General features: G+C 38.0%; 17 protein-coding genes and 1 other annotated feature. Of the genes, 1 reads left to right on the forward strand and 16 read right to left on the reverse strand.

The window, feature by feature from the left end:
- Positions 1–30: 30 nt before the first annotated feature.
- The 13 genes from J416_RS01075 to J416_RS01130 form a co-directional block, all read right to left on the reverse strand.
- A complete protein-coding gene (locus J416_RS01075) occupies positions 31–1,413 on the reverse strand; it encodes a uracil-xanthine permease family protein (protein ID WP_003463106.1) in 1,383 nt (460 codons plus the stop codon).
- A gap of 146 nt (positions 1,414–1,559) precedes the next feature.
- Positions 1,560–2,102, reverse strand: coding sequence for a bifunctional pyr operon transcriptional regulator/uracil phosphoribosyltransferase PyrR (pyrR, locus tag J416_RS01080; RefSeq protein ID WP_276116381.1), 543 nt, complete (start codon positions 2,100–2,102; stop codon positions 1,560–1,562).
- Between the two features lie 166 nt (positions 2,103–2,268).
- Positions 2,269–3,183, reverse strand: a complete 915-nt coding sequence (locus J416_RS01085; RefSeq protein WP_003463109.1) for an RluA family pseudouridine synthase — start codon at positions 3,181–3,183, stop codon at positions 2,269–2,271.
- Positions 3,184–3,654, reverse strand: coding sequence for a signal peptidase II (lspA, locus tag J416_RS01090; protein WP_003463110.1), 471 nt, complete (start codon positions 3,652–3,654; stop codon positions 3,184–3,186). It lies immediately after the preceding gene.
- Between the two features lie 112 nt (positions 3,655–3,766).
- Positions 3,767–6,526 (reverse strand): isoleucine--tRNA ligase, encoded by a 2,760-nt coding sequence (gene ileS / locus J416_RS01095; RefSeq protein ID WP_003463111.1) that lies wholly within the window; start codon positions 6,524–6,526, stop codon positions 3,767–3,769.
- A gap of 83 nt (positions 6,527–6,609) precedes the next feature.
- Positions 6,610–6,838, reverse strand: a binding site (T-box leader).
- A 54-nt stretch (positions 6,839–6,892) separates the two neighbouring features.
- Complete coding sequence (locus J416_RS01100; protein ID WP_003463112.1) at positions 6,893–7,414, reverse strand: DivIVA domain-containing protein; 522 nt, start codon at positions 7,412–7,414, stop codon at positions 6,893–6,895.
- Between the two features lie 83 nt (positions 7,415–7,497).
- Entirely contained in the window at positions 7,498–8,271 is a 774-nt protein-coding gene (locus tag J416_RS01105; protein WP_003463113.1) for a YlmH family RNA-binding protein, read from the reverse strand.
- Between the two features lie 19 nt (positions 8,272–8,290).
- Positions 8,291–8,560: a YggT family protein gene (locus J416_RS01110; RefSeq protein WP_003463114.1), complete on the reverse strand. Its 270-nt coding sequence runs from the start codon at positions 8,558–8,560 to the stop codon at positions 8,291–8,293.
- Positions 8,561–8,564: 4 nt separating this feature from the next.
- Positions 8,565–8,984, reverse strand: coding sequence for a cell division protein SepF (locus J416_RS01115; protein WP_003463115.1), 420 nt, complete (start codon positions 8,982–8,984; stop codon positions 8,565–8,567).
- Positions 8,985–9,016: 32 nt separating this feature from the next.
- On the reverse strand, positions 9,017–9,706 hold the full coding sequence (locus J416_RS01120) for a YggS family pyridoxal phosphate-dependent enzyme (protein ID WP_003463116.1): 690 nt from the start codon (positions 9,704–9,706) through the stop codon (positions 9,017–9,019).
- A gap of 76 nt (positions 9,707–9,782) precedes the next feature.
- Positions 9,783–10,358, reverse strand: a complete 576-nt coding sequence (gene pgeF / locus J416_RS14900; RefSeq protein ID WP_083875501.1) for a peptidoglycan editing factor PgeF — start codon at positions 10,356–10,358, stop codon at positions 9,783–9,785.
- Between the two features lie 11 nt (positions 10,359–10,369).
- Positions 10,370–10,585: a laccase domain-containing protein gene (locus J416_RS16375; RefSeq protein ID WP_003463125.1), complete on the reverse strand. Its 216-nt coding sequence runs from the start codon at positions 10,583–10,585 to the stop codon at positions 10,370–10,372.
- 79 nt (positions 10,586–10,664) lie between these two features.
- Positions 10,665–10,940, reverse strand: coding sequence for a YlmC/YmxH family sporulation protein (locus J416_RS01130; RefSeq protein ID WP_003463129.1), 276 nt, complete (start codon positions 10,938–10,940; stop codon positions 10,665–10,667).
- Positions 10,941–11,070: 130 nt separating this feature from the next.
- Between J416_RS01130 and J416_RS01135 the strand changes: the two genes are divergently transcribed.
- Positions 11,071–11,259 carry a YfhD family protein gene (locus J416_RS01135; protein ID WP_003463131.1) on the forward strand — a complete coding sequence of 63 codons (189 nt, stop codon included), beginning with the start codon at positions 11,071–11,073 and terminating at the stop codon, positions 11,257–11,259.
- Positions 11,260–11,309: 50 nt separating this feature from the next.
- Here the strand turns inward: J416_RS01135 and sigG are convergent, their stop codons facing one another.
- The 3 genes from sigG to spoIIGA all read right to left on the reverse strand — a co-directional run bounded on the left by sigG (position 11,310) and on the right by spoIIGA (position 13,822).
- Positions 11,310–12,089, reverse strand: coding sequence for an RNA polymerase sporulation sigma factor SigG (sigG, locus tag J416_RS01140; protein WP_003463133.1), 780 nt, complete (start codon positions 12,087–12,089; stop codon positions 11,310–11,312).
- 92 nt (positions 12,090–12,181) lie between these two features.
- The gene (sigE, locus tag J416_RS01145) at positions 12,182–12,901 is read right to left on the reverse strand and encodes an RNA polymerase sporulation sigma factor SigE (RefSeq protein WP_003463134.1); all 720 of its coding nucleotides are present in this window, start codon (positions 12,899–12,901) and stop codon (positions 12,182–12,184) included.
- 27 nt (positions 12,902–12,928) lie between these two features.
- Positions 12,929–13,822 carry a sigma-E processing peptidase SpoIIGA gene (gene spoIIGA, locus J416_RS01150; RefSeq protein ID WP_003463136.1) on the reverse strand — a complete coding sequence of 298 codons (894 nt, stop codon included), beginning with the start codon at positions 13,820–13,822 and terminating at the stop codon, positions 12,929–12,931.
- Between the last annotated feature and the right edge of the window lie 168 nt (positions 13,823–13,990).

Below are 13,990 nucleotides of genomic sequence, written 5' to 3' on the forward strand. Positions count from 1 at the left end.
TCGTCCTCCTTATCCTATTTTGTTCAAGCTTTATGAGCCCTCTTCTTCTGTTGAAAACATCTTACCGTTCCCATATCCTGATTCTTTATCTGGTAACAAGAGATTTAAAACTAAGCCAATAATGGCAGCTAAAGCCATACTGGGAATTTCAACATTCATCTCTTCTGTTACTGGAATTTGTATAACAGCACCACCAATTCCAATAACAAGAATGACCGATGAAATCACAAGGTTTCGCTTATGTGCTAAATCAACTTCATTGTCAATCAGCATACGTAAACCACTTGATGCGATAATACCGAATAATAGAATCGATACACCTCCCATGACAGGTCGAGGAATGGAAGCAATAACTTCCGTTATAATTCCGATGAATCCAAAGAAAATGGCAAGAATTGCGGCACCGCCAATCACAAACACACTGAATACTCTCGTGATCGCGAGCACACCAATATTTTCACCATAAGTAGTATTTGGAGGACCACCAAGTAAAGACGCTATCAAAGTAGCGGCACCGTCCCCGAAGATCGAGCGATGAAGTCCTGGCTGACGCAAGAAATTTCTACCCGCTACTTTAGACAGCACCATTTGGTCACCAATATGTTCAGCTACCGTTACAACCGCAATAGGTACCATAATCAATATAATACTTAGATTTAATACGTCTAATGGCTGATAATCGACAAACGGAACGGTGAACTCTGGCATAAGAAAAGCCGACGAAATAGCTTGAAAAACAGAATCACTATCGATAATTTTCGACCAAGCTGCTGAAATACCGCTTGTATCAACCACCGTGATATTTGTGAATATCGTAAAAACAAGAGAATAAAGATAACCTACTATAATTCCTATTAAAATCGGTATGAGTCCAAAAAACCCTTTAAAGTAAAGAGAGCCAAGAGCAGTCACTAGTAATGTGACGATAGCGACACTAAAATGAATTCCACTGTACTCTCCATCTACATTCATCGCTTGATCGATGGCTGTTGGTGCTAGGCTCAAACCAATCACCATAATAACTGGTCCAACGACAATTGGTGGTAGTACTTTGATCACCCAATTGGTGCCAAACATTTTCATGAGCATCGATAATAGTCCATACACAATACCAGCAAGAAAACTCCCTACCATGACACCTGCTGTTCCTGAGACTTCCATGGCTGTCTGTATTGGCACAATAAAGGCAAAACTTGATCCCAAATAGGCTGGAATTTGGCCTTTCGTAATGAACAAATAAGCTAGTGTTCCTAAACCACTTGATATCAGTGCCACTGCTGGTGATAACCCGGTCAAAAATGGAACAAGAATGGTTGCTCCAAACATGGCGAATAAATGTTGAATACTAAATAATATCCATCTTGATAATTGAGGTACATCTTTTACATCTAGTACCATTTTTTGATCTGACATATTTTCTCATCCTTTGCCTGCTATTTTATCCATGAAAAAACCCCTTTGCGAAGGTCGCAAAGGGGTATACGTGTATCAAGGTATACACGAGTCCTATATGCGACCTTGCAAGTATCTCTGTACTTCCTTAAAGGTCACCTCTTGATTTATTTTTGGTAAATGCTCACGGCATCCTGATGGTCGATTTCCTCTAAATCTACAGTAACAATTTCCTCATGTGAGGTCGGTATATTCTTTCCGATAAAATCGGCTCGAATCGGTAATTCCCGATGCCCTCGATCAACAAGCACAGCCAGCTGTATTTGTGATGGCCTGCCTTGGTCAATCACTGCATCCATTGCAGCACGCACGGTTCTTCCTGTATACAAAACATCATCGATAAGCACAATTTTCTTCCCAGATATCGATTCTTGAAGATTGGTTTCATTGATCTGCGGTTCGCTGTGTTCGTGCGTTAAATCATCTCGATAAAGGGTAATATCCAATTCTCCAATTGGTACTTCTACCGACTCAATTTCCTTTATTCTCTCCTGGAGACGTTTTGCAATCGGCACACCTCGTGTTTTAACGCCTACAAGCATGAGCGATTCAAACCCTTTATTCCGCTCTAAGATTTCATGAGCAATACGAGTGATTGCCCGTCTCATAGCAGAACCATCCATCACATTCGCCTTTTTCTCCATCCTTATTGACTCCCTTTTTTCACCTAAATAAATACCCCTTTATCACCGTAAGGGAATAAAGGGGGTTAGATATACGTATCCACGTTCACCGTCACTCCTTCTCAGCCTCACGGGACTGTATTTAAAGGCATCTATGATATTTCTTATATTATTACAAAACGATAGTGTTTTGTCAATCATTTTGGCGTAATTTGTGTAAAACTTGCTTGAATTTTTCAGGTGGGGCTACCTCCCACTCCATCCATTGCTGTTTCATCGGATGATACAACCCTAAATAGTATGCATGTAAAGCTTGACCATCGACGTCTATCGTCTTCCGTTGACCGTATTTCGGATCACCGACAATGGGATGGTCAATATATTTTAGATGAACGCGAATCTGATGGGTTCTCCCTGTTTCCAATTGACATTTAATGAACGTATACTGATCATGAATACGCTCGAGAACTTCAAAATGGGTCATCGCATCTTTACCATTTTCAACGACATCCATTTGTTGACGATTTTGTTTACTTCGCCCAATTGGGGCATCTATCGTACCATATTCGTGCGTAATATTTCCGTGAACAATCGCCTGATAGAATCGTTTGATTTGTTTATCCTTCAATTGCTCGGATAATCGTTCATGTGCACGATCATGTTTCGCCACGACTAACAATCCACTTGTGTCCTTATCAATTCGATGCACAATACCCGGTCTTGCCACACCATTTATGCCAGACAAATCGTCACAATGATATAATAACGCATTGACTAATGTTCCATGATGATGTCCAGGCGCTGGGTGAACGACCATATCACTCGGTTTGTTGACGATAAGTAGATCCTCATCTTGATACAAAATATCAATCGGAATAGGTTCTGGCTCAATTTCCATTGGTTCTACTTCTGGTACTTCCCATTGAATGTCATCACCGCTTTGACATTTATAATTTTGTTTAACTGATGTTCCATTTACTTTGACGCGTTTTTCATCGAACCATGTTTTTATTTGCGTACGAGAATATCCATCTGTAATAGTCACTAATAATTTATCTATTCGACTATTATGGTCTTGATCAGTCACTTGGTAAAATTGAGCTTCCATTTAATTTGCGCTCCTTTTCTTCTTTCGCTCATCAATGATCGTATAAATCAACATGGCGATCACACCTACCACTAATGATGAATCAGCAATATTAAAAATCGGATAATTATAGCTGCCAAAATAGAGATCAAAGAAATCTACTACTTCTTTTCGAAATAAACGATCAATAAAATTGCCAATCGCACCACCTAAAATGAAAGCTAAAGATATGGCCAGCCATTTACTATCTTTGGCATACTTGTTTATGTAATAAACGACAAAACCTATTACCACGAATGTAATCACATAGAAAAATAACATTTGACCTTCTAAAATGCCCCAAGCAGCACCCGTATTTCGGTGTGAGGTAATAAGAAAGAACGAATCAATCACAGGAATCGACTCACCAACTTCCATTTGGCGTACCACGATCCATTTGCTTGCTTGATCGAACAAGACCACTACCAACGCTACTATATAAACCCACCACATAAGCGGTCCTCCTGCCTCTTTATTATCCATACGCAATCATTATAGCATAAAAATAAATATGAACATGAGATAAAAAGCAACTACCCAATTGTGATGGGTAGTTACCAATTTATTATTCCACTACATCTGCTGGTAGTGACTTCACAATTTCAGCACAACGAGTGCAGAGTGACGGATGTTCTTCATCTTGCCCGACAGAATCTGAAATCACCCAACAACGTTCACAAGTCTCACCATCATGCTTATCAATCTGTACTGAAACATATTGATATTCTTTGGCATCCTTAAGGTCATCATCAATTTCAGCATGTGAAACGATTAACAACTGATGAAGCTGTGGAATCTCATGAAGTACAGATGCAATTTGTTGATTGTTCGGCTTAATCATAACAGCTGCCTCTAAAGATTTACCGATCACTTTGTTGGCACGAGCTTCCTCTAAACCTTTCAAAATATCATCCCGAATGTCCATAAACTGATCCCATTTTTCTTCAAGTTGTTGCTCATCTGCTAAATGTGTTGCTGATGGCATATCACACAGTTGCACGCTATCTTCTTCTACATCCGGAATATATCGCCATACTTCATCCATCGTATGACTAAGAATCGGTGATAGGAGCTTCACTAATGATGTTAAGATCTCATAATAGACCGTCTGAATACTTCTTCGTTTCGGATGATCTTCTTGTTCGATATACAAAATATCCTTCGCAAAGTCTAGATAGAATGAACTTAAATCAATGGTACAGAAATTGTGGATCGTTTGGTATACCGTAGAAAAATCATATTCATCATATGCTTTTCGTACCTTAGCAATCACACGATTTAATTTCACTAACATATAACGATCGACTTCTTGTAAATCCTGTTCATCGACTTTATTTTCAACTGAAAAGTCTTTTAAGTTTCCTAAAATAAAGCGGAACGTATTACGGATCTTGCGATAACCTTCAGCAATTTGTTTTAAGATCTCGTCAGAAATACGTACGTCTGCTGAATAATCAACAGATGCCACCCACAGACGTAGAATATCGGCACCATACTGCTTCATGACTTTTGAAGGTACCACGACGTTTCCGAGCGATTTACTCATCTTACGACCATCGCCATCTAACGCAAAGCCGTGACTAATAATTGTCTCGTATGGAGATTTTCCAGTAATGGCAACAGACGTTGAAATCGACGAATTAAACCAACCACGGTATTGATCAGATCCCTCTAAATAAACATCAGCCGGACGCTGTAATTCTGGATGGTTATTTAGCACGCCTTCATGTGTTGAACCAGAGTCAAACCAAACATCCATAATGTCCATTTCTTTTGTAAATCTACCATTTGGACTATGTTGAGACGTAAATCCACCTGGCAATAAGTCTTCTGCGTCCCATTCGAACCAGATATTTGATCCATGTTTCTCGAATAATTGAGCTACATGAGAAATCGTTTCGTCGTTAATAATTGGCGTTCGATCTTCAGCATAGAATACCGGGATCGGTACACCCCAAATTCTTTGACGTGAAATACACCAGTCTTCACGATCTCGCACCATATTATATAAACGCGTCTCTCCCCACTTTGGTAACCAAGTAATCCGTTTAATTTCATTCAAAATATCTTGACGAAAATCCTTAATGGAAGCAAACCATTGGTTCGTTGCACGGAAAATGGTCGGCTTTTTCGTACGCCAATCATGCGGATAAGAGTGCGTAATAAATTCTAAGTGTAATAACGCACCTTTTTCATCTAACTTTTGCGTAATTTCTTTATTCGCAGCATCATAAAATACACCTTCAAATCCTGGTGCTTCATCCGTAAAATACCCTTTTTCATCGACAGGGCATAATACGTCAAGTCCATACGCTTGACCGATAACAAAGTCATCTTCACCATGACCAGGGGCTGTGTGTACCAATCCTGTACCACTATCAGTCGTAACGTGATCACCTAAAATCACTAACGAATCACGGTCATACATTGGATGTTTGGCCACTAATCGCTCTGCTTGATCCCCTTTAAATGTTTGCACAACTTCTGGATTCTCCCAACCAAGTGCTTGTTGAACTTCCTCCACTAAATCATGAGCAATCACATACTTTTGACCTTTTACGTGAACAACCGCATATTCTAACTCAGGATGAACAGCAATCGCTAGGTTCGCAGGGATCGTCCAAGGTGTGGTAGTCCAGATGATAAACTGTTCATCGCCTGCTAAGAGATTCTTACCATCCTTTACTTCAAATCCGACATAAATCGAAGGTGAGCGTTTATCATGATACTCAATTTCAGCTTCTGCTAAAGCTGACTCAGAAGAAGGTGACCAATATACTGGCTTGCGTCCTTTGTATATATAGCCTTTTTTCGCCATTTCTCCAAACACTCTAATTTGTGAAGCTTCAAATGATTTATTGAGTGTAATATATGGATTTTCCCAGTCACCACGTACACCGAGTTGTTTAAATTGTGTCCGTTGATTATCTAATTGTTTCAGTGCGTATTCAGCACACTTTTGTCTAAATTCTGCTGCGGTCATTTTCTTTCGATCGACTTTCTTTTTAGCAAGTGCATGCTCGATAGGTAATCCATGTGTATCCCATCCTGGAACATACGGGGCGTAAAAACCAGCCATAGACTTATAGCGAATAATAAAGTCTTTCAAAATTTTATTCAGCGCATGCCCCATATGAATATCACCATTTGCGTATGGAGGCCCATCATGCAAAACAAATAAAGGTCTATCTTTCGTACGTTCTTGCACCTGTTCATAAATGTGTTGTTGATCCCAATCTTGTTGAATTTGCGGTTCTTTATTGGGGAGATTCCCTTTCATTTTAAATGCCGTTTTAGGCATATTTAAGGTCTTTTTATATTCCATACAAAACATCCTCCTTTTCGTGTCATTAAAGCCATAACTTCATCAACTATCTATTTCTTACGATAAAAAAAGCCCCTCTCATCCTAAGGGACGAGAAGGACTCGCGGTACCACCCTCATAGACAATGCCGATGATCAATCAGTCATTGTCCACTCCAACATTCGTATCGTGAATGAAACGATTGCGTCTACTTATATTCAACACAACTACTTCATGGGTGATCTTCTGATAATGGGCTTTATCAGGCTTCCACCATCCCTGACTCGCTTTGAAAGCTATTCATCACCATACTCTCCCAATCAACGTACTTTGCTTATTATTTCGATGTAATCAAATTATATGTAATTCGTTAGGTCACGTCAAGCGTTAATAACTATTTACTTCTTCTTCTTGCTCTACGTCTTCTCCTTCTTGCTCATCAAAATTGACATCCAACAATTCTTCCCAATCATTGCTGTTAATCAAGTCAAGTTGGGCTTCCACTAACATTTTTAATCTTGTACGGAAGACTTTGGCTTGCTTTTTTAATTCTTCCACTTCTAGTGCAATCGTTCTTGATTTATGTAGAGCTTCATTCACGATACGATCTGCATTTTTTTCTGCTTCTTTAATGATTAATTTCGATTCTTTTTGCGCACTCTCTTTCACATCTTCTGCTGTTTCTTGAGCGACTAAAATCGATTTATTCAAAGTCGTCTCAATATTCGAAAAGTGTTCCATTTTTTCGTTTAATTGTTCTACTTGTTCTTTTAAATCTTTCTTTTCACGAATAACAGCTTCATAATCTTTGATCACTTGGTCTAAAAATTCATTAACCTCATCTTCATCGTACCCACGAAAACTACGTGTGAATTCCTTGTTATGAATATCGAGCGGTGATAATCCCAAAGTGGCCCCTCCTTAACGAAGTATTCTCTTTGTATTCTATCGTATCATATTTATTTCATAAGAAAAGCAAAATTCTACAATTTTCATAATAATTTTTCATATGAAATACGTATTTTCCCTTTTTTTGTATAGCCTTGTACATCAGCTATACTTGCTCTTCCTTTACCACGTACACTGAGTAAATCGTCTGCTTCCACAACAAATGATGGTTGTTCCACGGTTTGGAAATTCACTTTCACCAATCCTTTTTGAATGTACGTTAAAGCTTGTTTGCGAGATAATTGATAAATTTCCTTTAGAACAACATCCAAGCGTAATGATGAGCAGGTCGTGATTTTTTCCTGCCAACTTTCTTGTGGCACGATGCGATTTTGTATAGGTACTTGTTCAAATTGAACACGTGCCTTTTTAATCGACGTGATATTGGCAAGCAAATATGCCGTAATGTCCCGAGCAACCAATATTTGCACCTGATTGTCATTAATAACAATATCACCGATTTTTTTCCGTTTAATGCCCGCCGATAAAAAAGCTCCCAACACATCTGGGTGTTCAATCGTGACAAATTTCTGTGGATAGGTTGCTTCTAACAGATCGACCTCATAACTACTTTCTTGGATCGTCTGATAAAAGGGGGCTAATATTGCACGTTTACGTTCTGCCTGATCCCAACCGCCAAAAAAAGAAAGCTGTAAATTTTCATCATTTCCAATAATGGTACGAAATATTTTCTGCTCCCTTGGGTGTAAAAAGTCGGTGATTTTCATTTCGTATCTTGTCTCTACATGATCACGCCAAGATAATACTTGGTCGATAAAAGGATACTCTTCTTCCCGAAAATGTTGATATAAATCCATGGTCCACTCACCTTATACGCTACATCAATAACTCAAAAAATAGATAATATAAACCCGTTTCAGCAAATCGCAAAACAAATAATGCTACAATCGGTGAAATGTCAATCATACCACCAATCGGAGGAATCACTTTACGAAACGGTTCCAAATACGGTTCAACAATCGAAGCAAGAATCTGACCAAATTGCGATTCTCTTGCCCCTGGAAACCAGGACATTAAGATATATACAATCATCGCATAAAAGTATATAGTCAGTGCTGTTGATAAAATCTCATACACAAAAAACATTGATTTACCACCTTTGTTCTGGATCTGCTTCTTCCATAATTTCTGTTATATTGCCAGACACTTCTACATGGTCTGGTGTACAAAGAAAGGTTTGTGATCCTAATTTTTTAATTTGACCGGATAATGCATACACCGTGCCGCTCATAAAATCAATAATCTGTCTCGCTTGTTCTGTATCTACGCGTTGTAAATTAATGACAACTGCTCGACGATGAATCATGTGATCTGCAATCTCTTGCACTTCACTGTAGGACCTTGGCTCACATAATATCATTTTTGAACTTTTTTGGACAGATGATAATGACACGACATTGTTTTTCTCTTTCCCACGCTCATCTAATTCTTCATCATCTTCTACTTCGTCTACAAAATCATATTCGTCTTCAATGCCAAAAAAATTTTTAAATTTCCCTTTCATTCCCATTTTTTCACCTCTTTTCATTTCATTGCATAGGGTTAAGAAGTCTGTTCTTCATATGGTCCGACTAATTCGCTGCCAATACGTATATAAGTTGCTCCTTCTTCTACTGCGATCTGGTAATCATTGCTCATACCCATTGACAACTCTTGACAAGGTGCATGTGCCCAATGATGTTGTTGAACTTCGTCTCGTAATTGTCGTAATGTACGGAAAATTGAGCGAAGATACTCGTGATCGTTCGTATAAGGTGCCATCGTCATTAATCCTTCCACTCGAATATTGGGATAATCTTTCATTTGCTCAATAAAAGAAACCACTTCATCTTTGGCCACACCATGTTTTGACGATTCTCCACTGACATTCGCTTGCACAAAACAAGAAACAGGTTTTGTTGCTCGTTTATGAATTTCTTTCGCAAGTGAGCGTCGATCCAACGAATGAATCACATCAACATCTTCAATGACTTCTTTCACTTTTCTCGATTGTAATGAGCCAATAAAATGCCATTCTGCCTCTTTACCAATTGCTTCATGTTTGGCTAAAAATCCTTCCATACGATTTTCCCCTAAACAGGAAATGCCCGCATCAATTGCTTCTTTTGCTCGGTTGATGGATACGTACTTCGTTACCGCAATAATATTTACATCATTTTCTCTTCGTCCAGCATTTTTGCATGCTTGTTGTATGTTTTTTCGAATCGTTTGTAAATTTTCTTCGACTTTCATCATATGTAACCCCCTGTTCGCCTATTGCCTACGATATCACTATATTGAAAAGAAATGAATGTTTCATGGCTTGAACTCATGATTTTGTCATATAAATAAATCCGAGCATTCTTCCAGTTGGCTTTGGATCATGACGATGCGAATACAATAACTCACTTTCTGCCGTACAATCATCCGTTACCATAATATTTTCATCGACAATACCCGATTGTCGTAAAAAAAGCTGATTTAATTTCTTTAAATCCAAATGATAACCATTTCCATCTTTTTCATATACAATGGAACAATCAGTTGGTATATGGTCAATGACGTTCTGATCCACTTGATAACATTGACTGCAAATGGAAGGTGCGATAACGACTTCAATTTGATCTCTACGTGCTCCTAATTCGACCAGTTTTTCTACGGTATGTCCAGCAATATTCCCTGTTGTACCACGCCATCCTGCATGAGAAATACCAATCAGTTCTTGTTCTGGTTCATAAAAGAATAATGGCACACAGTCTGCAAATAATGCCGTAAGCAGTAGATTCTTTTGACGTGTCACTAATCCATCACATCCACGAACTGTATCCGTCATGGATTGACTTCCCTTGCCCGCCTCATCTTCAGTGACTACTTTTACGTTTGTCCCGTGAACCTGTTCCGGCATGACCCAACGATTTAGTGCACTTCAAGCTTATCGGCCAATATATTTCGATTTTTATACACATCGTTCGGATCATCATCCACGTGAAAACCAAAATTCCAACTCTCATAAGGAGGTTGACTGACACCACCCCATTTTGTAGTCAAACCAGCAAGAAGGTTGTTGTCTCGTTTGTTCCACATGCTTGTCCAAAACAATTGGTTCGTTTGACAAAATTCAAACGGCTCCATTTTTCGATCCTCCTATTTTTCATCATTTTACCACAATTTTATTACCGTTTACAGTCACAATCATAAACAACTCTTCTTGCTAGGCATTTTGTTGATTATGATCACCGTTAGGCAACGAATAATAATTTCCCTTCTTCACTAAAATAACATCATGACCAATCTTCATAATATGTTCCCAAGGGATGTTGACTTCCCTGGATTCGCCAAACATACCGAATACTTTAGATTTCGTCGCAATCACAAGATTCGTAATCTGTCCTAAATCAACATCAATTTCAATATCTGTAATATGGCCAACTTTCGTACCATCCTCAATATATACAATATCTTTCATTTGCAAAGTCGATAATGTCATCAAACTCATCACCACCCTTTATATTCAATATATGTCCATTTTTAAAATTTATGGTGCATGAATCGAAAAAGATACTGACGCATGATTTAAGCGTTCGTGTTCACACTAATGTGTAGAAAGGAGGGATCATATGGGGAGAGATGAGCACACAAAACCAAAGGGCAAAAAGCCACTAGCGCAAACACCCAAAAATCAGATCGCACATGCCTTCGATACTGAATTTTCCGAAGAATTAGCAGATCATGATGACCAAGAAGCTATGGCAAGAAGCGAACAAGCAGAAAAACGAATGCAAGAACGATCACGAAAAAATCGATAATATAAAATAAAACCCGACCGTGCAATGATTGGTCGGGTTTTATGTATCAGTTATTCAAACATTTCTTTATTCATTTCTTTAATGGCTGCTTTTTCAAGGCGAGACACTTGCGCTTGGGAAATGCCAATTTCTTCAGCCACTTCCATCTGAGTCTTTCCTTGAAAAAAACGTTTACTTAGAATCATTTTTTCACGTTTATTGAGTCTGTGCATACCTTCCTTGATAGATAGATGATTCACCCAATCGCTATCTTTAATGCTATCATCACTTAATTGATCAAGCACGTAAATGGGATCTCCACCGTCATTAAAAATTGGTTCAAATAAGGACACTGGATCTTGAATCGCGTCTAAGGCAAAAATAACATCCGTTACGGGGACATCTAATTCTTCGGCTATTTCACTTGGAGAAGGATCCTTTGATGTTTCGTTCATTAGTTTTTCTCGTGCATGTAATGCTTTATACGCGATATCACGTAAGGATCTTGAAACACGAATCGGATTGTTATCACGTAAATAACGTCGAATTTCCCCGATAATCATCGGAACGGCATAAGTGGAAAATTTCACATTTTGACTTAAATCAAAGTTATCAATCGATTTCAATAAACCAATACAACCTACTTGAAATAAATCATCTCCATATTCACCACGGTTAGAAAAACGTTGAATCACACTTAATACTAAGCGTAAGTTTCCGTTTACTAATTGTTCTCGTGCATATTGATCTCCTGCTTGCATTTGTGTAAACAGTTCTCGCATTTCTTCATTTTTTAATACTGGTAAGGTTGCGGTATCTACCCCACAAATTTCTACTTTTTGTCTCGTCATATCGTACCCTCCCGATTGGAGATCCTTCTCAATCTTCAGTATCACCAATCGAGATGAAAATATGCACGAGGATAGATACCCATTAATTGGTATTAAACCATTTTATTAAATTCTTTTTGTAGACGTTTAATAATTTTTTTTTCCAGTCGAGAAATGTATGATTGGGAAATTCCTAACATATCAGCCACATCTTTTTGGGTTTTTTCTTGATGATTAACGAGCCCAAATCGCAATTCCATAATTTGTCGCTCTCTTCCATTGAGTTGACTTAACGCTTTTTTCAATAAGGATTTATCTACGTTCGATTCAAGATCTCTAAATGTTATATCCTCATCTGTTCCTAACACATCAGATAACAATAATTCATTTCCATCCCAATCAACATTCAAAGGTTCATCAAAAGAAACTTCTGTTTTTAGTTTATTATTTTTTCGTAAATACATGAGAATTTCATTTTCGATACAGCGAGAAGCATAAGTAGCTAGTTTGATTTTTTTCTCCGGATTAAATGTATTGATCGCTTTAATTAAACCAATGGTACCAATACTAATTAAATCTTCAATATTAATTCCTGTATTCTCAAATTTCCGCGCGATGTATACAACTAGACGCAAGTTACGTTCAATTAACATCGCACGCGCTGCCTGATCGCCCTCTGGCAAGCGATGAATAAGTTTATATTCTTCTTCTTTCGACAGAGGTGGGGGTAAAGCTTCACTACCTCCAATGTAATAAACTTCGTCAACGTTAATACCTAACTTTTTTAAGATACGGTAAAAAATCATTTTATATTTGTGTTGAGTAAACTGCATACGCTATATCTCCTTTATCTTTCTTTTTTATCCCACTTGATCGAAAAGTTTGGGATGAAGCAAACATTGATACCTACCATCAGAAGTGATTTCGCCGAACTGGATGCCAATGAGTACACGTCTATTCGTGCTCATTGTATGATCTGTTTGAATTTGAATATAATCTGGTTTAAAGACAACCATCAGATCTGTTTGACCACTTACGCCTTGATAAGGAATAATACGAAAATCTTCGAGCGCCAAATGGTTGATTTCTCCATTGATGAGTTGTTGAGATGAACTCTCTAATCGCTTAATTTCTGTTGGTGTCAGCCACGTATGTAACACAGATTGTTCACATATCATCACAGGAGTTTGGGTCATTGGATCGCTCAGATGATTTCCACTATCTAGATACCCATGAACACTAGCAAGTTTCCCTTTCCAGCTAATCGTAATTTGATAAATATAATTGGCTTTCAATTGATGAAATTGGTGCTTGTCCATACGGATTTTCGTAAATAAAGCAATTACAGGAAAACCAATCAACACAAATAGTCCATTAATATACGTTGGTTCCATAGTCGGACTTGTAGGTATCATGGTTTCAGTTGCGAATAAATAGTGACAGGCTAATAATCCACCACCAATAGCAAACGTCATAAAATAAAAGGTCAGTAGCGCTCGCATATAAGTGACAAAATTGGCAAAGCCGAACGCAACATAGACGATAACGAGTGAATGAATCACTTTCAGTGGCCAAGCTTGCATATTAAAAGAAGGAAATAGAAACGCTAATGGAATTACGATAGCTCCGATAAAACTTGCTAGAAATAATCGATATTGTTTCGTTGTTTGTTTCGTTATGGATTGTGTGAGTAGTAATATCATCCAATCAATTAACAAATTTAACAACCATATGACTTCTACATATACAATCACCTTTTCCTTCCTTTCAAAACATTCTCAATGTTTCTGATCCCTCTCTCTGTCCATAAGTATAAAGAAAATAGAAACAGAAGTCTGTCACACTTTGTAAAGTGTATCCATCTTTTTTTAGGCTATTTTTATTGATTTTGTCAAAAAAATGAAGTCGGACAAAGGAATGAC

This window comes from Gracilibacillus halophilus YIM-C55.5 (genome assembly GCF_000359605.1).
Classification (GTDB): Bacteria; Bacillota; Bacilli; order Bacillales; family Amphibacillaceae; genus Gracilibacillus; species Gracilibacillus halophilus.

Bases quoted from the DNA above. Each gene is read 5' to 3' on its own strand.
- J416_RS01075 (WP_003463106.1), bottom strand. From the start codon at position 1,413: ATGTCAGATCAAAAAATGGTACTAGATGTAAAAGATGTACCTCAATTA.
- J416_RS01085 (WP_003463109.1), bottom strand. From the start codon at position 3,183: ATGGAAGCTCAATTTTACCAAGTGACTGATCAAGACCATAATAGTCGA.
- lspA (WP_003463110.1), bottom strand. From the start codon at position 3,654: ATGTGGTGGGTTTATATAGTAGCGTTGGTAGTGGTCTTGTTCGATCAA.
- ileS (WP_003463111.1), bottom strand. From the start codon at position 6,526: ATGGAATATAAAAAGACCTTAAATATGCCTAAAACGGCATTTAAAATG.
- J416_RS01105 (WP_003463113.1), bottom strand. From the start codon at position 8,271: ATGGATTTATATCAACATTTTCGGGAAGAAGAGTATCCTTTTATCGAC.
- J416_RS01110 (WP_003463114.1), bottom strand. From the start codon at position 8,560: ATGTTTTTTGTGTATGAGATTTTATCAACAGCACTGACTATATACTTT.
- J416_RS01115 (WP_003463115.1), bottom strand. From the start codon at position 8,984: ATGGGAATGAAAGGGAAATTTAAAAATTTTTTTGGCATTGAAGACGAA.
- J416_RS01120 (WP_003463116.1), bottom strand. From the start codon at position 9,706: ATGAAAGTCGAAGAAAATTTACAAACGATTCGAAAAAACATACAACAA.
- pgeF (WP_083875501.1), bottom strand. From the start codon at position 10,358: ATGCCGGAACAGGTTCACGGGACAAACGTAAAAGTAGTCACTGAAGAT.
- J416_RS16375 (WP_003463125.1), bottom strand. From the start codon at position 10,585: ATGGAGCCGTTTGAATTTTGTCAAACGAACCAATTGTTTTGGACAAGC.
- J416_RS01130 (WP_003463129.1), bottom strand. From the start codon at position 10,940: ATGACATTATCGACTTTGCAAATGAAAGATATTGTATATATTGAGGAT.
- J416_RS01135 (WP_003463131.1), top strand. From the start codon at position 11,071: ATGGGGAGAGATGAGCACACAAAACCAAAGGGCAAAAAGCCACTAGCG.
- sigG (WP_003463133.1), bottom strand. From the start codon at position 12,089: ATGACGAGACAAAAAGTAGAAATTTGTGGGGTAGATACCGCAACCTTA.
- sigE (WP_003463134.1), bottom strand. From the start codon at position 12,901: ATGCAGTTTACTCAACACAAATATAAAATGATTTTTTACCGTATCTTA.